General features: G+C 52.3%; 18 protein-coding genes. 3 read left to right on the top strand and 15 right to left on the bottom strand.

Features of this window, described 5'->3' with window-relative positions:
- Positions 1-45: 45 nt before the first annotated feature.
- The 6 genes from KO116_RS10455 to KO116_RS10430 all read right to left on the bottom strand — a co-directional run bounded on the left by KO116_RS10455 (position 46) and on the right by KO116_RS10430 (position 7,123).
- Positions 46-819, bottom strand: coding sequence for an ABC transporter permease (locus KO116_RS10455; protein ID WP_045812113.1), 774 nt, complete (start codon positions 817-819; stop codon positions 46-48).
- The gene (locus tag KO116_RS10450) at positions 812-1,774 is read right to left on the bottom strand and encodes an ABC transporter ATP-binding protein (protein WP_035555597.1); all 963 of its coding nucleotides are present in this window, start codon (positions 1,772-1,774) and stop codon (positions 812-814) included. Before KO116_RS10450 ends, KO116_RS10455 begins: the two co-directional genes overlap by 8 nt.
- A complete protein-coding gene (locus tag KO116_RS10445; protein WP_035555594.1) occupies positions 1,771-2,970 on the bottom strand; it encodes an ABC transporter permease in 1,200 nt (399 codons plus the stop codon). Before KO116_RS10445 ends, KO116_RS10450 begins: the two co-directional genes overlap by 4 nt.
- A 27-nt stretch (positions 2,971-2,997) precedes the next feature.
- Positions 2,998-3,924 carry a glycine betaine ABC transporter substrate-binding protein OsmF gene (gene osmF, locus KO116_RS10440; protein ID WP_035555590.1) on the bottom strand — a complete coding sequence of 309 codons (927 nt, stop codon included), beginning with the start codon at positions 3,922-3,924 and terminating at the stop codon, positions 2,998-3,000.
- Positions 3,925-4,022: 98 nt separating this feature from the next.
- A complete protein-coding gene (cysS, locus tag KO116_RS10435) occupies positions 4,023-5,417 on the bottom strand; it encodes a cysteine--tRNA ligase (protein WP_200897149.1) in 1,395 nt (464 codons plus the stop codon).
- Between the two features lie 26 nt (positions 5,418-5,443).
- Positions 5,444-7,123, bottom strand: coding sequence for a glutamine--tRNA ligase/YqeY domain fusion protein (locus KO116_RS10430; protein WP_035555584.1), 1,680 nt, complete (start codon positions 7,121-7,123; stop codon positions 5,444-5,446).
- Between the two features lie 155 nt (positions 7,124-7,278).
- Here KO116_RS10430 and KO116_RS10425 point away from each other — a divergent pair, with 155 nt between their 5' ends.
- Both KO116_RS10425 and KO116_RS10420 read left to right on the top strand, forming a co-directional pair.
- On the top strand, positions 7,279-7,779 hold the full coding sequence (locus tag KO116_RS10425; protein WP_035555581.1) for a peptidylprolyl isomerase: 501 nt from the start codon (positions 7,279-7,281) through the stop codon (positions 7,777-7,779).
- Between the two features lie 13 nt (positions 7,780-7,792).
- Complete coding sequence (locus tag KO116_RS10420) at positions 7,793-8,566, top strand: UDP-2,3-diacylglucosamine diphosphatase (RefSeq protein ID WP_035555578.1); 774 nt, start codon at positions 7,793-7,795, stop codon at positions 8,564-8,566.
- Between the two features lie 72 nt (positions 8,567-8,638).
- Here KO116_RS10420 and KO116_RS10415 read toward each other — a convergent pair whose 3' ends face one another.
- From KO116_RS10415 to KO116_RS10380, 8 genes are all read right to left on the bottom strand, one after another.
- Positions 8,639-10,459, bottom strand: a complete 1,821-nt coding sequence (locus KO116_RS10415; protein ID WP_035555574.1) for a SurA N-terminal domain-containing protein — start codon at positions 10,457-10,459, stop codon at positions 8,639-8,641.
- Positions 10,460-10,585: 126 nt separating this feature from the next.
- The gene (hupB, locus tag KO116_RS10410) at positions 10,586-10,858 is read right to left on the bottom strand and encodes a nucleoid-associated protein HU-beta (protein ID WP_027335814.1); all 273 of its coding nucleotides are present in this window, start codon (positions 10,856-10,858) and stop codon (positions 10,586-10,588) included.
- Between the two features lie 196 nt (positions 10,859-11,054).
- On the bottom strand, positions 11,055-13,466 hold the full coding sequence (lon, locus tag KO116_RS10405) for an endopeptidase La (protein WP_035555568.1): 2,412 nt from the start codon (positions 13,464-13,466) through the stop codon (positions 11,055-11,057).
- A 247-nt stretch (positions 13,467-13,713) separates the two neighbouring features.
- Positions 13,714-14,994, bottom strand: coding sequence for an ATP-dependent Clp protease ATP-binding subunit ClpX (clpX, locus tag KO116_RS10400; RefSeq protein ID WP_008956869.1), 1,281 nt, complete (start codon positions 14,992-14,994; stop codon positions 13,714-13,716).
- A 74-nt stretch (positions 14,995-15,068) separates the two neighbouring features.
- Positions 15,069-15,686: an ATP-dependent Clp endopeptidase proteolytic subunit ClpP gene (gene clpP / locus KO116_RS10395; RefSeq protein ID WP_035555564.1), complete on the bottom strand. Its 618-nt coding sequence runs from the start codon at positions 15,684-15,686 to the stop codon at positions 15,069-15,071.
- Between the two features lie 68 nt (positions 15,687-15,754).
- Positions 15,755-17,107: a trigger factor gene (gene tig, locus KO116_RS10390; RefSeq protein ID WP_035555561.1), complete on the bottom strand. Its 1,353-nt coding sequence runs from the start codon at positions 17,105-17,107 to the stop codon at positions 15,755-15,757.
- Positions 17,108-17,366: 259 nt separating this feature from the next.
- Positions 17,367-17,744, bottom strand: a complete 378-nt coding sequence (locus KO116_RS10385) for a hypothetical protein (protein ID WP_035555557.1) — start codon at positions 17,742-17,744, stop codon at positions 17,367-17,369.
- A gap of 3 nt (positions 17,745-17,747) precedes the next feature.
- Positions 17,748-18,212 carry a flavodoxin gene (locus KO116_RS10380; protein WP_035555554.1) on the bottom strand — a complete coding sequence of 155 codons (465 nt, stop codon included), beginning with the start codon at positions 18,210-18,212 and terminating at the stop codon, positions 17,748-17,750.
- Positions 18,213-18,355: 143 nt separating this feature from the next.
- Between KO116_RS10380 and KO116_RS10375 the strand changes: the two genes are divergently transcribed.
- Positions 18,356-18,562 carry a DUF2788 domain-containing protein gene (locus KO116_RS10375; protein WP_008956864.1) on the top strand — a complete coding sequence of 69 codons (207 nt, stop codon included), beginning with the start codon at positions 18,356-18,358 and terminating at the stop codon, positions 18,560-18,562.
- A gap of 148 nt (positions 18,563-18,710) precedes the next feature.
- On the opposite strand, the gene KO116_RS10370 is transcribed toward KO116_RS10375, so the two are convergent.
- Positions 18,711-19,010 (bottom strand): integration host factor subunit alpha, encoded by a 300-nt coding sequence (locus KO116_RS10370; RefSeq protein ID WP_035555549.1) that lies wholly within the window; start codon positions 19,008-19,010, stop codon positions 18,711-18,713.
- Between the last annotated feature and the right edge of the window lie 45 nt (positions 19,011-19,055).

Genomic DNA, 19,055 nt, shown 5'->3' with positions numbered 1-19,055 from the left:
AACTACTGCGACAGTAACGCAGCACAAGCACTTTAGGGATACAACTTAAGCCGCAGAGAGCCGAGAACGCAGTGGTTGTTGCAGCACTTCAAACAGGCTGTCGACCGTCAATGCCAATAACGCAATGGTCAGCGCCCCCTGAACTACATAGGCCATATTGCCGTTAACGATGCCGGAGATAATCGGGTCGCCAAGGTTACTGGCTCCAACAGTCGCCCCCAGAGCAGCCGTGGCGATATTAATGGTGACAGAGGTGCGAATGCCCGCCAGGATGACTGGGGCCGCCAGCGGCAGCTCGACATAACGCAATGTCTGTGTCGGTGTCATGCCCATGGCGTGTGCGGCGGTCTTTATGTCGATATCAACCTCCTGCAGTCCGGCAAGCGTATTACGCACGATGGGCAACATGCCATACAGCATCAAGGCGACAATGATGGGCAAGGTACCAAATCCGAGTACAGGTACCGCCAGCGCCAGCACGGCCACCGGCGGAAAGGTTTGTCCCAGCGAAGCCAACTGCCCTACCAACGGTAAAAAATCACTGCCGCGATCGCGAGTCACCACAATGCCAGCTGAGACGCCTACGACGACGGTCACAATCGCCGCTATTCCCACCACAAGGAGGTGGCGCCCCAGCAGCACATAGAAATCAGCGCGGTCATAAATCACCTGCCTGGCATCGGGTTCTATCCAGCGAAACAGTGGCTCGGCAGCAGACATGGCCACAACGCTGAGCAACAGCAGTGCTCCCCACACCAGTGGCCAAAGCCACAGCGGGGCTCTTTTGCGTGGCTGCGCGATACTCAGCGAATTACTCACGCGCACTTCCTTTATCCAGTTGTGCTTCCTTGATAATCCTGCGCAGCGATAGCTCGCCAATGGGGACATCGTGCTGATCGACTACCGTAAGCCTATCGCTGTGGTCGCGCAGCATCATGGAAAGCGCCTGACGCAGCGAAAAATCGGCCGGGATTCGTGATTGAGCGGGCAGAGTCGGCCCCATGGAGGTCATGTGATCTTTAACGCGGGTTAAAGCAGCCTGTTTGAGCCCCCGTTCAAGCCCTCCCAACAATGACTCGACAAACGAGTCGGCTGGCTGTTGCAACAGCGCGAGCGGAGAACCCTGCTGCACGATTCGCCCTTCGCGCATCACCACCAAATGATCCGCTAGTTTGAGGGCTTCATCCATGTCATGGGTAACGAAGACCACCGTTTTGTGCAGCCGCGCCTGTAGTTTGGCCAGCTCATCCTGAAGCTTTTCACGGGTAATCGGATCAAGGGCGCCGAAAGGTTCATCCATCAGCAAAATATCGGGGTCCGCGGCCAATGCCCTTGCCACACCGACTCGTTGCGCCTGCCCACCTGAAAGCTGGTGAGGATATTTATGCGCAAACTCCCCGACAGGCAAGCCTAGCAAGTCCATCAACTCTTCGACCCGCCCCTGGACATCGGCGGCTGACCACTTCAATAAACGCGGTACCAAACCAATATTGCGCGCCACGTTCCAGTGAGGGAACAAACCGGTGTGCTGAATGACATAACCAATCCGGCGGCGTAGCTTTACCGGGTCATACACCTCAATGGCCTGGCCATCCAGAATAATGTCACCCTCGCTATGCTCGATTAAGCGATTGATCATGCGCAGCGTGGTCGATTTACCACAGCCGGAGGTACCTACCAGCGCACAAAATTTGCCCTTAGGCACACGCAGCGAAATATCATCCACCGCGGTTTCTTCACCAAATCGCTTTGAAACATGGGAAAGCTCAATCATCGTGTTCCTCCGGGGCGCAGTGCTTCTGCCAGGGCGCCCAAGCCCGCATCCACGACCAGAGCCAGCATTAAAATGGGCAGTGCGCCGAGCAGAACCATGTCCATGGCTGCTTGACCCAAACCCTGAAAAATAAAGGTGCCGAGCCCACCCGCCCCGATCAAAGCGGCAACGGCGGTAAGACCAATGGCCTGAACCGTGGTAATACGCACCCCCTCAAGTAGCACCGGCAGCGCCAGCGGTAGCCGCACCTGCCAAAAACGCTGGCCAGCACGCATTCCCATCCCCTTGGCGGCTTCCAGGGTATCGGGGCTTACTTCTTCAAGAGCGATATAGGTGTTACGCACCATGGGGAGCAGGCTATAGGCAATCAGTGCGATCAAGGCAGGCGTCGTACCGATCCCGCTAACGCCAAGCTGGCCTAGCAATGGCACGTTGGCAGCAAGCCAAGCAAGCGGCGCCAGTAGCAGGCCAAACAAGGCAAGACTGGGAATGGTTTGTAGAAAATTGAGTACTGCGAAAGCGCTTTTCTGCAGCCGTGCATAGCGGCGCATCAGCATCGCTAGCACTAAGCCAACCACCACGCTAATACTGACGGCAACCCCAACCAGCGTCACGTGCTGACCAATAGCTCTCAGAAACTGCCGATCACGCGCCTTAAACTCCTGCACCAAGGCAAGGCTATCCAGCCACAAAGTTGCACACAGCCACCACACCAATGCCACGCCACATAACAGCAGCGTGGGCCAGAGACGAGTGAGCTTTAAGCGTAAGCGTATTTCAATTAAGCACAGTAGTAATACAAACAGCACTACCCAATACGCTGCCCCCAGGCCTAAACGCGCCTGGGGCAGTTCAGGGTCAATCAGTAAATAGCTGCTGGCAATTAACCCCACGGGCATGAGTGCCATCAAGGTCATTACTGCCGCTAACAGAGCGCGATAGTGCCGGTGACTCGGTTGCCACGCTAATATGCCAATGAAACTGAGCAGTAATGTGGCTAACAGCGCGCCGGGCCAGCCTAAGGCCTCAAGCGCGCCGTAGCTCGTTCCCTGAACAATCCGATTGGGAGCCATGCTAACCACGTCCAAACTCCAGAATGCGGCCAGCATGATAAGACTGAGGCTAACAAGCACAGTGTTAGGGTGCCGCCCATCCCAGCGAAGCCGAGGGGTGGACAATGCATCCAGCAACGACATTAATTAGCTATCCCAGGCATAAACACATTAATCAGCTAGCGTATCCAGATAGTCGCTGGCCACTTGGGTCGGTGACAGCCCGTTAACGGCAACATCTGCATTTAGCGTTTGCAGAGTGACCAGATCAAGGGTGGCAAAGACCTCGTTGAGCAGCGCTTCCATTTCGGGATACGTTTCCAGCACGCTTTCACGCACCACGGGGGCAGGCTGGTATACGGGCTGCACGCCTTTAGTATCTTCCAGTACGACCAGACCCAGTGCACTTAAGCCACCGTCGGTGCCATAAGTCATGGCGGCGTTAACGCCACTGGTTTGCTGGGCGGCGGCACGCATGGTGGCAGCAGTATTGCCACCCGACAGCACCAGCAGTTGCTCATCGCTCAATTCAAAACCGTAGGCTTCCTGAAACGCAGGTAACGCCTGTGCGGATTCCACAAATTCAGCGCTGGCGGCGAATTTGAACTCCCCTCCTTCCGCCAGATAGGCCGCGAGGTCTTCTAAACTGACCAATTCATTTTCAGTGGCTACGTCTTCGCGGACGCTCATTGCCCAGGTGTTGTTAGCACTAGCTGGCTGCAGCCAGACCAAGCCTTGTTCCGCGTCACGCTCTTTAACGGTTTCGAACGCTTGATCCGCATCGTTCCACACTGGACTGTCGGCCATATCAAAAAAGAAGGCACCATTGCCCGTGTACTCAGGGTACACATCAATTTCGCCAGCTTCTAATGCCGACCGCACAACGCTAGTACCACCAAGCTGTAAGCGGTTTTCGGTAGCAATATCGTTGCGTTCCAAGGTCTGAATGATCAGCTCACCCAACACCGACCCTTCCGTGTCGATCTTGGAGGACACCACTACCGGCTCATTGGCGCTGGCCTGGGAAAGGGAAAAAACGGATACGGCGCAAGCAACGATTAGGGGCTTAGCAATGATAGGATTAGCTGAAAAGCGCATCTTGAAATTCCTTTTGAAGTGGGCTTTTTACTGAGGCTCTTATGAAGTATAAGAGCCATCAGCGTTTAAGTCAGAGCCTAAGATAAAGCCATCGGCGTTTAAGTTGCTTCTAACACCCAAGAAGTACCTTCGCGTGAGTCTTTAAGAATAATCCCTAGGGCTGAGAGCTCATCGCGAATCGCATCCGCCTGAGCGAAGTCCTTATTCGCTTTCGCCTCAATACGTTGAGCAATTTTCGCTTCAATCTCGCTTTCGCTAAGCGGCATACCCTGTTGCTGCGTGCCTTTCAGGAAAATTTGCGGCGCCTGCTGAAGCAGCCCCAAAATAGCCCCTAGCTGCTTGAGCTCGCCCCCAAGCCTAGCGGCCTCGTCGGGCTGCTCCTGCTTGGCGCGATTGACCTCACGCGCCAGCTCAAACATGACCGCCAGCGCTTCAGGCGTGTTGAAGTCATCGTCCATGACCTGAGTAAAACGCTCTCGGTAAGGGGATGCCTTACTGCTGGCAATAGTGTCAGTGTCGACGCCTTCTAGCGCTGTGTATAAACGTGTCAGCGATTTGCGTGCTTCGGTCAGTGAATCCACCGAATAGTTGATCGGGCTACGATAGTGACTGGCCACCAGCAGAAAGCGCACCACTTCAGGGTCGTGTTCGGCCAGTACATCGCGAATGGTGAAGAAGTTGCCCAGAGATTTGGACATCTTCTCCTTGTTCACCCGCACTGCCCCAGCGTGCATCCAGGTGTTGACGTAGGTCTTGCCAGTGGCCGCTTCGCTTTGCGCAATCTCATTTTCATGATGCGGAAAGGTTAGATCCGGCCCGCCACCGTGAATATCGAAGGTATCACCCAAGCAGCAGGTCGACATCGCCGAGCACTCGATGTGCCAGCCGGGACGCCCATTCCCCCACGGCGACGACCAGTGGGCCTCACCCGGTTTGGCAGCCTTCCAAAGTACAAAGTCGAGTGGGTCTTCTTTATGAACATCAACATCCACCCGAGCACCAGAGCGCATATCGTCTAGTTGGCGATTATTGAGCTTGCCGTAATTGGCAAATTTGCGTACACGGTAGTAAACATCGCCGTTATCGGCCGCATAGGCAAAGCCTTTTTCAATCAGCGTTTCAATCATTGCCACGATATCGTCGATATGACCGGTGGCGCGGGGCTCATGAGTCGGTGGCAAAACAAACAGACGCGCTTCATCTTCGTGCATGGCGGCAATCATGCGCTCGGTTAGCGCGGTGATGCTTTCACCATTTTCGTCAGCACGCTTCAGTATCTTGTCATCAATATCGGTAATGTTGCGCACATAGTTAACATCGTAGCCACGCTCACGCAGGTAGCGGGTGATGACGTCAAAGGCGACCATGACGCGGGCATGACCAAGATGGCAATAGTCATACACCGTCATGCCGCAGACATACATGCTGACTTTTCCCGCTACAAGCGGGGTGAAAGGTTCTTTGCGACGCGTCAGCGTATTGTAAATATGCATATGGCTATCCATGTTTTTCCTGGCCTTTAGCCCTTCTGCTTGATTTTTGCCCAGCTATCTTTTAATCCAACGGTGCGGTTAAACACTAAATGCTCTGGCGTGGAATCATGACGATCTGCACAGAAGTAACCGACGCGCTCGAACTGGAAGCGTGATTCGGGCGTGGCCTCCGCAAGGCTTGGCTCGCCAATTGCCTGACAAACGACCAGCGATTCCGGATTTAAGTGCTCTAGGAAGTCGACATCTTTGTCACGATCTGGTTGCTCAACGGTGAACAGGTTGTCATACAGGCGCACTTCCACTGGCAAACCGTGGTCAGCACTTACCCAATGAATAACCCCTTTCACCTTGCGGCCTTCCGGGTTTTTGCCCAGCGTATCGAAATCCACTGAACAATGCAGCTCGCTGATGTCACCGGCCGCGTCCTTAATTACCTCGTCACAGCGAATCACATAGCTATTGCGCAGACGCACTTCTTTACCTGGCGCGAGGCGGAAGAACTTCTTAGGCGCATCTTCCATAAAGTCGTCTTGATCGATGTAAAGCTCCCGAGTAAAGGGCACCTTGCGCATCGTCATATCTTCACGTGCAGGATGCCCTGGCACTTCATACATCTCTTTGTGATCTTCCGGCACATTGGTGAGCACGACTTTCAGCGGCTTTAACACACACATGGCGCGCGGGGCATTGTCTTCAAGATCCGAGCGAATGGCGTGGGTTAACATGGCGATATCCACCAGGCCACCGTCGGCACGGGTAACGCCAATCATCTCGCAGAATTTGCGGATAGAGGTCGGCGTATAACCGCGGCGACGCATGCCGGAGATCGTCGGCATCCGTGGGTCATCCCAGCCATCGACAATCTGTTCGTCCACCAACAGCTTCAACTTGCGCTTGGAGGTTAACGTGTAATCAAGATTGAGACGGGCAAATTCGATTTGGCGCGGCTTGGCGGGCACAGGAAGGTTATTTAAAAACCACTCATACAGCGGGCGGTGATCTTCAAACTCCAGAGTACAGATCGAGTGCGTAACACCTTCAATGGCATCCGACTGACCATGGGTGAAATCATAAGAAGGGTAGATTTTCCACTTATCGCCCGTTTGGTGATGGCTGGCGTGGCGGATGCGGTAAAGGATAGGGTCGCGCAAGTTGATATTAGGCGACGCCATGTCAATTTTAGCGCGCACGACCTTTTCACTTTCACCAAATTCGCCTTCGCGCATTCGCGCCAGCAGATCAAGGTTCTCTTCGGCGCTACGCTCACGGTAAGGGCTGGGGGTGCCCGGTGCCGTCAGCGTGCCGCGGTACTCGCGAATTTCATCCGGCGAAAGATCGTCCACGTAGGCTTTTCCTTCACGCATCAAGTGCTGCGCCCAGGTATAGAGCTGGTCGAAGTAGTCAGAAGCAAAACGCACAGGGCCTGCCCATTCAAAGCCTAGCCAGGTGACATCCTCTTTGATCGCATCGATGTACGCCTGTTCTTCTTTCGCCGGGTTGGTATCATCAAAACGCAGATGACATTCGCCACCCATTTGCTCCGCCAGCCCAAAATTGAGACAGATCGACTTTGCATGGCCGATGTGCAAAAAACCGTTGGGCTCGGGGGGGAAGCGTGTCACGATTTTAGTGACCTGGCCGCCCTCGATTTCGTCGCGTACTTGGTTGCGAATGAAGTTCGGCGCTGGGGTGGTCTCGTTGGTCATGGTGGTGTTGATAACCTCGTGGTGGATGGCGTACTGAGCCGTGAGAACATAGGATACTCCTATGGCCCTTCGCGGTGCAGGGCAAAACCGCTATTATAACGTGACGCCGATGCACAGCGCCAAGGCGAACGCCTTTATTGAACAGGAATTTATCCATGATCGTATTACAGACGAACCACGGTGACATCACCATCGCGCTTAACCATGAAAAAGCGCCGATTAGCGCGGCGAACTTTGAGCAGTACGTTCGCGACGGGTTTTATGACGGCACCCTGTTTCACCGGGTGATTGACGGATTCATGGTCCAAGGCGGCGGTTTTGATAAAGACTTCGAGCAGAAGCCGACCGTTGACCCGATCGAGAACGAAGCCGACAACGGCTTAAAAAACACTATCGGTACGCTAGCCATGGCTCGCACCCAGGACCCGCATTCTGCCACTGCGCAGTTTTTTATTAATGTAGGCGACAATAGCTTTCTTGATCACAGCGGTAAAAGTCTTCAAGGCTGGGGCTATGCGGTATTTGGCGAAGTCGTTGACGGTATGGAAGTGGTCAACGAGATTAAAAACGTGGCCACTACACGCCGCGGCATGCACGCCGATGTACCCGCTGAAGACGTGATCATCGAACGCGCTTACATGAAGGAAGCGGAATGACACTGGGAGCTTTATGCGCACATTGCTTGTTGCCGACCTGCATCTAAGTAGCGACACCCCTGAGATTAATCAGGGGTTTTACCGCTACTTAGAACATACTGCCCCAGGAGCCGATGCTCTTTATATTCTGGGCGACCTTTTTGATGCCTGGATGGGTGATGACCTTCTTGATGCCACTGACCATCCGCTCAGCATTGTGGCTCAAGAGGTTATTAAGCGGTTGCACAAGCTTAGCAGTGACGGCACCACTGTTTATTTGATGCATGGCAACCGTGATTTTTTACTCGGCGAGCGCTTTGTTAACGCTTGTCAGGCGATGCTGCTACCTGACATTGAGGAAGTCGAGATTCAGGGGGTACCCGTGGTACTCCTTCATGGCGATAGCTTATGCACCCAAGATGAAGCCTACATGGCTTTCCGTCAGCAGTCGCGCAACCCAGAGTGGCAAACTCAGATATTGGCTCTACCGCTGGAACAACGTCTAGAGCTGGCCAAAAGCCTACGCATGCAGTCGGGCGAGGCTAACGCCAATAAAGCTGAGGCAATCATGGATGTGACACAGCAGGAAGTAATTTTGCTGATGGAGCGGTTTGGTGTTGCCACTATGATTCATGGTCACACTCACCGCCCTCACGTACATGACCTGACGGTTGAAGAAGTACCCGCCAAACGTTATGTGTTAGGAGATTGGGATAGCCAACGTGGCTGGGATATCGTGGTTGAGCGCTCAGATCAAACGGCACCAAAGTTGCGTCAGTTCTCTTTCACCGAATTACCTGACGCCTGACCTGAGACCGCTATTTACGGATACAAAAAAGCCGATCGCGAGATCGGCTTTTTTGAACCTGCTTAAGCGATTCTATTGCTCTATGTCTGCATCGCTGCGCAAGTCATCAACCAAACCTTGGAGAACCGATTGAGCACGCAGTTGTTCCGCCATTTGTGAGACAAACGTTTCCATCTGCTCATCAATTTCACCGTCACTCACGCTATCCAATGCTACAACGGCAACGCCTTGGGGAAGTTCAACGGCACGATAAACGCTCTCACCCTCATCAGGCCGTGGCATGCGGAAAGCTTCCTGAACAATCGTTTGAGGTACGGTGGTATCTGCTTGGCGACTAACGTTATTAGCTTCGAGCCAATCGACATCCAACTCCTCACCTGCTTGCAGTTCTGAAATCAATGATTGCGCCTCTTCACGCAATGCTTGCTGCTGCTGCTCAGCGGCTACGGATATTTCGACCTCCTCGCGGACCTCATCCAGAGGCAGTAACGTTGCATCGCGCTGTTCAGCAATACGCAGCACCATCCGACGATCTTGGTCTAACTCGATAACTTCACTGTTATAACCCTCTTTCAGCACGTCGTTGCTGAACGCCGCTGACATCACACCAGGCTCGGATAAAACGCCTTCCGCTTCGTCATCACGGGCAAGCCAATCGCTCTCATTAAGGGTAAGACCAATGCTTTCAGCAACGCTTTGCAGATCATCCGCAGCGAAGCTTTCATCAATTAGCTGCTGAACTCGCTGATTAAATTCATCATCAACATCGCTCAGCGCCACTTCCCGCGCCAGCTCATCGCGCTGCTCTTCAAATGTTGGGCCTTGAATATCCGTCACCTGAATAATGTGAAAAGCATTATCCAATTCAACCGGCTGGGATGCATCACCCTCTTCTAAAGAAAAAGCTGCTTCATCAAAGCTATCCCCAAAGAAGCCACGGCTGATTACCCCAAGATCCCCACCCTCTTCGGCACTGGCCGTATCATCAGAGTAGCGCAGAGCGGTATCGGCAAACGATTCACCGCTATCCAATGCTTGCCTGGCTGTTTCAGCCATTTCCTGAGCTTCGTCACGAGTACGTTCATCACCAAAGGTAATCATGATATGGGAGACTTGGCGGTCAGCGTCACGATTCTGCTCGCGCCATGCATCCCGTAGCGCCTCTTCATCAACATCGCGGCCTTCTGCCATTGCCTGACGATCAACTATCACATACTCAAGACGCACCTGTTCGGGACGTTCATAGCGCTCTTGGTGGGCATCATAATAGGCTTGCAGGTCGTCTTCACTGACATTGATATCAGCCTCGACGTCATCACCATCTAGCACCACATAGCGTAAGCTCCGCTCCTGGCGCTGCAACTCTGCCAGACGCTCTTGTTCATTGGGTAAGCTAAAATCGCTGAAAGCTAGACCCTGCTGTAAATGCTGTCGCTGGATATCGACGCGCAATTCTTGACGGAAAGATAATGGCGTATAGCCCGCGCCCGCTAAGCGGTTACGAAAAACTTCAGCAGAAAAACGACCATCCTGATCATGGAACTCAGGCAGACTGACAATCAGTTGATCAAGTTGCTCTTCTGAAACAGCAAAGCCACCCTCTTCGGCGTACTGGGATAACAGTTCCTGGGTGATGAGCTGGTCAAGCATGTCGCTGCGTAGGGCTCGCTCTTGCTCAGGCGGCACCTGCCCTGAGCGTAAAGCGCGCTGCACCCCGAGCTCAACCTGCTGACGCATGATGGGCTGCCCGTTGACACTCGCTACTTCGTCTGGATCGCTGCCAAAAAGCCCAAACAGTGATTCAATCCCGAAAAGCGCCATGGCCGCGACCATAACACCGATAATAATTTTGGCACCCCAGCTCCTGGAGCCATCTCGAATACTTTGCAGCATGCTAGCCTCAGATAGTCACAGCCAAACACATCGACCCGCTAAATCCTAACAAATAGGGGGCCAGAAAATAACATGGGCGCATCGCCAATGCGATGCGCCCATTAGGTTACAGCAAACGCGGTCAAATTAGTTGACGGCGTCTTTCAGCGCTTTACCTGCTTTGAAGCTGGGTACTTTGGCAGCACTGATCTGGATTGGCTGTCCCGTTTGCGGGTTGCGGCCAGTTCGTGCAGCACGTTCTTTGATCGCGAAGGTACCAAAGCCTACTAGTGATACGCTGTCGCCCTTCTTAAGGCTATCGGTGACAGACTCCACCATGGCATCCAATGCGCGGGTTGCCGCTGCTTTCGGGATATCTGCAGACGCGGCAATGGCTTCAATCAGCTCGGACTTATTCACTCTTCACCCCTTGACTGTTTCAAAAAATGGCTCTGAACGGCATGGTCACCGATAGGTACAACGATCAAAGCATAGCTGCGTTTTATAGCAACGCCTTGAAACACCTGTCAAGCAACCATGTCGTGAGATACCCGCCACACAAAGTAGCGGGCACAAATATTAAGTAAAATTAAAGACCAAAGAGGACTTTAACAGCTTAATGGGTACTAGCAACTACGGTATTACTATACGATGCGTCGGTGCTTTTCAACGGTGCACCCTCTTCTACCTTATCAGCTAGCGCTACGGCTAAGACATCATCTATCCAACGTACCGGACGAATATCAAGTGCGCCTTTGATATTGTCAGGTACTTCCTTGAGATCACGACGGTTTTCTTCAGGAATTAGCACTGTCTTTATACCACCGCGACGGGCTGCCAGCAATTTCTCCTTCAGACCGCCGATGGGCAACACTTCACCGCGCAGATTGACCTCACCGGTCATTGCCACATCACAACGTACCGCCCGCTGCGTGTAAGCAGAAACGATCGCGGTCACCATGGCAATACCCGCGCTTGGGCCATCCTTAGGCGTAGCTCCTTCGGGCACGTGGATATGCAGATCCTCTTTTTCGAACCGCTCAGGATCAATTCCATATGCTTGTGCTCTAGCTCTAACCACGGTATGTGCCGCGCTTACCGACTCTTTCATGACATCACCGAGTGAGCCAGTTTTGTTAATTCGCCCCTTACCCGGCGTAACCACTGACTCAATATTAAGCAATTCGCCACCGACCGATGTCCAGGCAAGCCCAGTGACTCGGCCAATTTGATCTTCTTGCTCAGCCAGACCGTAACTATAGCGACGCACCCCTGCATAGTGCTCAATCTGTTCGGCCGTTAAGCTCTGACCATCTTGATCAGAGGCAGGGTCACGCTCATTTTCAAGGCGTTCACGTAGCACTTTACGCGACACTTTGGCGATCTGACGCTCAAGCTCACGCACACCTGCTTCACGAGTGTAATAGCGAATAAGCTCTAAAAGCGCGCTATCTTCCAGCGTTAACTCCTCACCCTTCAAACCGTTTGCTGCTAACTGCTTAGGCAATAAGTAGCGCTTAGCGATGGCCAGTTTTTCATCTTCGGTGTAACCCGGCAGACGAATAATCTCCATACGATCTAGAAGCGCACTAGGAATATTCATCGAATTAGCCGTACAGATGAATAGTGTTTCTGAAAGATCGTAATCGAGCTCCAGATAGTGATCGCTAAAGCTGTTATTTTGCTCAGGATCAAGCACTTCAAGCAATGCAGAGGCTGGATCGCCGCGATGATCCATGCCAAGCTTGTCGACCTCATCCAGCAAGAACAGGGGATTTTTAACCCCAGCACGGCTCATCCGCTGCATCAATTTACCCGGCAGCGACCCGATATAGGTGCGGCGATGGCCGCGAATTTCTGACTCATCGCGAACGCCACCCAGCGCCAAACGCACATACTTACGATTGGTGGCACGGGCGATAGATTGGCCGAGAGAGGTTTTACCCACTCCAGGCGGGCCCACCAAACACAATACAGGTCCTTTCATCTTGCGCACCCGCTTCTGCACGGCAAGATACTCTAGGATGCGCGCTTTTACCTCTTCGAGGCCGTAATGGTCTTCATCCAACACTTGCTGAGCTTTGACGAGATCGTGCTTCACACGTGTGCGCTTCTTCCAAGGCACCGCGACTAGCCAATCCAGATAAGAGCGCACAACGGTCGCTTCAGCGGAATTTGAAGCCATCATTTTGAGCTTGTTAAGCTCTTGCGTCGCTTTCTCAGATGCCTCCTTGGGCATACCGGACTCTTTAATCGCGAGCTCGTACTTTTCAGCCTCATTGGGCACATTATCCAGCTCACCCATCTCTTTCTGGATGGCTTTCATCTGCTCATTGAGATAGTACTCGCGCTGCGTCTTCTCCATCTGCTCTTTAACCCGCGAGCGGATGCGCTTCTCCACTTGCAGCAGATCGATTTCAGACTCAATCAGCGCCATCAGGTGTTCAATACGATCGCGCACGCGATCCATCTCAAGCAATTCCTGCTTATCACCAATCTTCAGCGACAGATGAGCACAAATGGTGTCCACCAAGCGGCTTGGGTCTTCAATCCCTGATAACGAGTTAAGTACCTCGTTAGGGACTTTCTTAGACAGCTTGACGTACTGCTCAAACTGATTGAGTAATACGCGCACAAGCGCTTCTTGCTCACGACTAGTAAGCGGCTCACTCTCTCGTGGTGTTAAGTGCGCCTGCGTGTAGCCGGCTTCATTCTCTTCAACGCTTAGTACATCCGCTCGAAAATTACCCTCAATGAGTACTTTAACCGTGCCATCAGGAAGCTTGAGCAGCTGCATAATGTCAGCCACGGTACCCATAGCATAAAGATCAGCGTTATCCGGCTCATCCTGAGACGCTTCACGTTGAGCCACCAGCAATACACGCTTATCAGCCTCCATCGCTGCTTCAAGCGCCTGGATAGACTTTTCACGACCAACAAAAAGGGGTATTACCATTTGCGGATAAACGACCACATCGCGCAACGGTAAAAGGGGTAGACATTGTGTCTGTTCGGCGTTCTGCTGCATCGCAGACGTTCCTCGGCAAATCGGATGAGTACTTAAAAAAGAGTACTTGGAAAAGTACTGCGCAGTCGTCAGTAAGCGATGTTCAACCACATTAGCATTGAGCGGACTAGGCAGTAATACTTCACGACAAAGCTTTTCAACGGCAAGGCTCTTCAGCGACAGGGCTCTTCAACAACAAGGGGTCGCCTAAGCGACCCCTTGATTTTAGCGCAAGCGGTTAAAGCTGGGCCGACTGGTCAATTAGCCACTAACCATCAGTGCCGTCGACTAGCGCTTCTTCTTGCTGGGAATAGATCAAAAGAGGCTCGCTCTCACCGGCAATCACTGAACCGTCAATAACGACTTTACTGACACCTTCAAGTGATGGAATTTCGTACATGGTGTCAAGCAGCACTGACTCTAGAATAGAGCGCAGGCCACGCGCGCCAGTCTTACGCTCCATCGCTTTCTCAGCCACAGCACGTAACGCTTCATCTCTGAACTCAAGCGTCACATCTTCCATTTCAAACAGCTTAGCGTACTGCTTAACCAGCGAATTCTTGGGCTCGGTCAGAATCTGCACCAATGCATCTTCGGTGAGCTCCGTTAGTGTGGCGATGATCGGCAAACGCCCTACAAACTCAGGAATCAAGCCAAATTTCACTAGATCATCAGGCTCTACGTCAGCCAGCAGTTCACCCACCCCACGGGAGGACTCCTTGCTTTTCACCGCTGCATTGAAGCCGATACCGCCCTTCTCAGCACGGTCACGAATAACTTTCTCCAGCCCCGCAAACGCACCGCCTACGATAAACAGAATATTGCCCGTATTAACTTGGACAAATTCCTGCTGGGGATGTTTGCGTCCACCTTGAGGTGGCACAGAAGCCGTTGTACCTTCAATAAGCTTCAGCAATGCTTGCTGGACGCCTTCACCCGAGACATCACGCGTAATTGAAGGGTTATCCGATTTGCGTGAAATCTTGTCGATTTCATCAATATAAACAATCCCGCGCTCGGCTTTCTCAACGTCGTAATCGCACTTCTGCAACAACTTCTGGATGATGTTTTCGACATCTTCACCGACATAGCCGGCTTCCGTCAGCGTGGTTGCATCCGCAATGGTAAAAGGTACATTCAGTAACCGTGCCATCGTCTCCGCTAACAGCGTTTTACCGCTACCAGTGGGACCAATCAGCAGAATGTTTGATTTACCTAATTCTACATCGCCGTCGCGCACATCTGTTTTCAGACGCTTGTAGTGGTTATACACCGCTACGGAAAGCACCATTTTGGCGCGATCTTGTCCGATGACGTAGTCATCAAGCGTATGACGTATTTCGCGAGGCGTAGGTAAACGCTCCTCATCGCTCTCGGCATCGGCTTCGAGAACTTCCTCGCGAATAATGTCATTACATAAGTCGACACACTCATCGCAGATATAAACGGACGGGCCCGCAATCAGCTTACGTACTTCGTTTTGATTCTTTCCACAAAACGAGCAGTAGAGCAGTTTGCCACCTTCGTCCTTGCCTTTGCCGTCGGCCATTCGCATACCTCTATCACTGCGGCGGCTTACGCCGCCGGAAAAGCTCGTTAGAAAAGCAGAATCCTATTACGCTATCAGGATGTAGGCCGCTTATCCAGCACTGCGTCAATCAAGCCATACTCTGTGGCTTTACTGGCGCTCATGAAATTATCCCGATCTGTATCACGCGAGACAGTTTCGATATCTTGGCCCGTATGGTGGGCAAGGATTTGATTCAGCTTTTCGCGAATACCCAGAATTTCACGGGTATGAATTTCTATGTCAGAAGCCTGGCCTTGGTAACCACCCAGCGGCTGATGAATCATCACCCGTGAATTGGGCAAGCAGTAACGTTTACCAGCAGCACCTGCTGTCAATAACAGCGCACCCATGCTGGCCGCTTGGCCAATACATACCGTAGACACGTCCGGCTTCACAAACTGCATAGTGTCGTAAATCGACATCCCCGCGGTGACCGAACCACCAGGCGAGTTAATATACAGGTGGATATCTTTATCTGGATTTTCTGACTCCAGAAACAGTAACTGAGCGACGACCAGATTAGCCATGTAGTCTTCTACAGGGCCTACCAAAAAGATCACACGCTCTTTCAAAAGGCGTGAGTAGATGTCGTAGGCTCTTTCCCCTTTGGCGCTCTGCTCAACCACCATGGGCACTAAACCGCCAGCGTTTTGAATATCAAACTCACTCATTCAGGTGATTCCTTGCGTCCGGGAAGGGAAAGGCGCACCGACATAAAGGTGCGCCACGTTCCAGGGTGTTAGGCGCTAGCTTGCTCGCCTTCTTCAGCACCCTCATCTTGCTCAGCCTGCTGTTGCGCAGCGGCAAGGGCTTGCTGATAAGACATTTCAACGTCTTTAATGTTCGTTTGCTCAAGTAACTTAGCCACCGCCTTCTCTTCGAGAATGGCAGATTTCACCTGGGTTTTCAGCTGCTCGTTACCCATGTAGTAGCTAACCACTTCATCAGGATCTTGATACTGCTCAGCCAGCTCGGCTACTTTTGCCTTGATAGCATCATCGTCGGCATCAAGTTCGTTTGCCTTGATGACTTCTGCCAGCAACAAACCAACCTGAACTCGGCCTTTAGCCTGCTCTTCGAAAAGTTCATTGGGCAGCTGGCTAACATCAAAATCTTCGCCTAAACCAAACTGTTGAGCCGCCTGACGCTTCATGCCATCTGTTTCTTGCTGAACCAGTGCGCTCGGCACAGGAATTTCATTCACCTTTTTAAGTGCATCAAGTACTTGCTGCTTAACCCGGTTATCAACGGCTTGTGATGCTTCACGGGTCATGTTCTTCTTGATTTCGGCGCGGAATTTTTCCTGATCGCCGCCTTCAACGCCAAAACGCTCGATAAACTCAGCGTCAACTTCGGGCAGTTTCTGGCTGCTGACTTTGTGAATCGTTACCTTAAAAGTGGCTTCTTTGCCAGCCAAGTGCTCAGCCTGGTAATCATCAGGGAACGTGACGTTAAGGGTCTTCTCTTCGCCCGCTTTAGCACCAATTAACTGCTCTTCAAAACCTGGAATAAAGCTATTGGAGCCAATGACCAGTGTGTGACCTTCGGCACTACCGCCTTCGAACGGTTCATCACCAATATAGCCTTGGAAGTCGATAGTGACTTGATCACCGTCGGCGGCAGCAGCATCAACTTCTTCCCATGCGGCATTTTGCTTACGCAGTGTATCGATCATCTCCTCGACATCTGCATCGCTAACGGACACCACCGGGCGCTCTATATCAGTACCTTCAATTGAAGCCAGCTCTACCTGCGGGTAGATTTCCATTACTGCCACGAATTCAAGGTCTTTGCCTGATTCATTAACGGAAGGTTCAATTTGCGGGAAGCCCGCCGGGTTGAGGCCTTCATCAGTAATAGCGCGCACGTAACGCTCACGCATTACTTCGCTAACTACCTCGTTACGTACGTCTTGGCCGTAGCGCTGCTGGACTACTGCCATTGGCACCCGGCCCTGGCGAAAACCATTCAAGCGAACATTCTTCGCGGTGTCTTTCAAGCGAGCACTCACGGCCTCGTCAATTTCGGCAGCCGGCACTTGAATAGTAATGCGGCGTTCGATCTGGGAGGTCGTCTCGACAGAAACTTGCATGAATTGTCCTCTAACGGCTGGGCGTTGTGTTGATTGCATGTAATAAGTTCAAGGGGGTAATTTTAAGAACCCCAACGCATAGTGGCAAGCGCCATGCTCGCAACATGGGGGCAGTGATGTTAAAAACAAGGGAATAAGCGAGCAATTAACCGCTTTAAGGCGTGTTTAGCTTCATTATTAGCCCCATGCTGCGTAATTTACACCATTCTACTGCTTTGTACGTCTTGCAGCGACTTTTTCAATCGCCGTACCAAAAACACTAGCGAGCCTGGCCCTCGCCAGCCCACCATAGGCCTACTGCGTGCATCAGTACGCCAAGCGTTGCACCATGGGAAATGAACACCTGCCAACTAATCCACTCCGTAAACAGCGCGTGCCAGCCACCCATTACGACCATTCCTAGCAGTAACATAACGGCTAACCGTTTGCATAGCTGCGGCAAGCGGCGACGCGCCGCCACAGCCAATAAGCGCCACTGAATAATAGCCGCAAAAGCCACCAGTGCTAAGGCGAAGAAAATCAGCGTCTGGCGGGTTTCATGCCCGCCCGCCATGTAGCGAGGCAGGGTTGCCAGCATAACGACACATAAGCCCAGCGCAACACTGATGCGCTCAGGCGAGGTGGGCGTTCGCTGCATCGCTCAAGCCACCTTTAACTGCTGGTCAACGATCCACTCTTCCACCCAGGGCACAGCCGCATCGTCGGCCATAAAGGTCTCCATGGCGTCGATTTCTAGGCGCTCCCCTAAGCGAGTCGCGCCATAATCCGCCAGCAACTCATCTAGCGCGCGGCCTGCACCGCAAAAAGTATCGCCATACGAGCTATCACCGAGGGCAATGAGCCCGTAGCGAAGCGTGGTAAGCGCGGGACTTTGTTCACGCAGCTGCCGGACAAAGGGCACAAAACTGCCGGGAAAATCTCCACTGCCAGTGGTCGAGACACAAAACAGCGCCAAATCGGCGCCACCACTGACAATATCATCGACAGATGGCTGCTCAACAATCTCCACAGCGTAACCGGCCTGTTCAAATAGGGGTTTCACTTGCTCTGCCACATCAAGGGCACCGCCGTACATGGTACCCACCAAAATATTTAGCTTCGGCATCGTCACTCCCCTGTCAAAGTGTCACAGTGCCAACCCGCAAGTCGACAAATACCCGATGAATTTGCTCAAATATTAACATGGCTGGTTAGAATGAAACACATTACCCGTAATGCTTGGCCCATATACAACCCCTAGGAGTAACTATGCAGCAAACCTTTGAGACGTGGATCACTCCGATAATGATCGGGGGATTAATTATATTTATGTGTTTTATTATCTGGGATTTGGCTAAAAAGTCCAACGCTGGCAAATTTGGCACCATCATGCTGTTTGTCGTGTTGGGAGCAGGTATGCTGGGTTACGTTATCAAGGTGGTGATTACGTGGTTAATAGAAGGTGGCGGCATGTAGTCGCAAGAAAACCCTCATGACTTGAGACTCGGCGCTATAACAAGAAAAGGAGCGCCCATAGGCACTCCTTGTAAAGAACATGAGATTATCTAGTGTTATGAACCTTAAGCTTATAAAACAGATGCTCATACGCCTATAGTTCAAAATGCTACTCACCGACCCCGTAATGCTCTACCTGCTGCTTAAGCTTTTGCCCTGGACGAAAAGTTACCACCCGCCGGGCAGAAATCGGAATTTCTTCACCGGTTTTAGGGTTTCGTCCCGGTCGCTCGCGCTTATCACGCAGGTCAAAGTTACCAAACCCCGATAACTTCACCTGTTCGTTCTCACGAAGACAGGCTCGAATCTCTTCAAAAAAAGCTTCGACCATGGCCTTCGCTTCTCGTTTGGACAGGGCTAGCTCAGCATGCAAATGCTCAGCCAGTTCTGCTTTGGTCAACGCACCCATAAGGTTTCTCCTTATCCTTGAAGCAGATACAGCGTCAAAGCACCG

Source organism: Halomonas sp. KO116 (assembly GCF_000734975.2).
Classification (GTDB): Bacteria; Pseudomonadota; Gammaproteobacteria; order Pseudomonadales; family Halomonadaceae; genus Vreelandella; species Vreelandella glaciei.
The sequence above is the reverse complement of the archived record's forward strand: the minus strand, read 5'-3'. Positions and strand labels throughout refer to the sequence as shown.

Coding starts and splice junctions, on each gene's coding strand:
- KO116_RS10450 (WP_035555597.1), bottom strand. CDS start 1,774: ATGATTGAGCTTTCCCATGTTTCAAAGCGATTTGGTGAAGAAACCGCG.
- KO116_RS10445 (WP_035555594.1), bottom strand. CDS start 2,970: ATGTCGTTGCTGGATGCATTGTCCACCCCTCGGCTTCGCTGGGATGGG.
- osmF (WP_035555590.1), bottom strand. CDS start 3,924: ATGCGCTTTTCAGCTAATCCTATCATTGCTAAGCCCCTAATCGTTGCT.
- cysS (WP_200897149.1), bottom strand. CDS start 5,417: ATGCATATTTACAATACGCTGACGCGTCGCAAAGAACCTTTCACCCCG.
- KO116_RS10430 (WP_035555584.1), bottom strand. CDS start 7,123: ATGACCAACGAGACCACCCCAGCGCCGAACTTCATTCGCAACCAAGTA.
- KO116_RS10425 (WP_035555581.1), top strand. CDS start 7,279: ATGATCGTATTACAGACGAACCACGGTGACATCACCATCGCGCTTAAC.
- KO116_RS10420 (WP_035555578.1), top strand. CDS start 7,793: ATGCGCACATTGCTTGTTGCCGACCTGCATCTAAGTAGCGACACCCCT.
- KO116_RS10415 (WP_035555574.1), bottom strand. CDS start 10,459: ATGCTGCAAAGTATTCGAGATGGCTCCAGGAGCTGGGGTGCCAAAATT.
- lon (WP_035555568.1), bottom strand. CDS start 13,466: ATGCAGCAGAACGCCGAACAGACACAATGTCTACCCCTTTTACCGTTG.
- clpX (WP_008956869.1), bottom strand. CDS start 14,994: ATGGCCGACGGCAAAGGCAAGGACGAAGGTGGCAAACTGCTCTACTGC.
- clpP (WP_035555564.1), bottom strand. CDS start 15,686: ATGAGTGAGTTTGATATTCAAAACGCTGGCGGTTTAGTGCCCATGGTG.
- tig (WP_035555561.1), bottom strand. CDS start 17,107: ATGCAAGTTTCTGTCGAGACGACCTCCCAGATCGAACGCCGCATTACT.
- KO116_RS10385 (WP_035555557.1), bottom strand. CDS start 17,744: ATGCAGCGAACGCCCACCTCGCCTGAGCGCATCAGTGTTGCGCTGGGC.
- KO116_RS10380 (WP_035555554.1), bottom strand. CDS start 18,212: ATGCCGAAGCTAAATATTTTGGTGGGTACCATGTACGGCGGTGCCCTT.
- KO116_RS10375 (WP_008956864.1), top strand. CDS start 18,356: ATGCAGCAAACCTTTGAGACGTGGATCACTCCGATAATGATCGGGGGA.
- KO116_RS10370 (WP_035555549.1), bottom strand. CDS start 19,010: ATGGGTGCGTTGACCAAAGCAGAACTGGCTGAGCATTTGCATGCTGAG.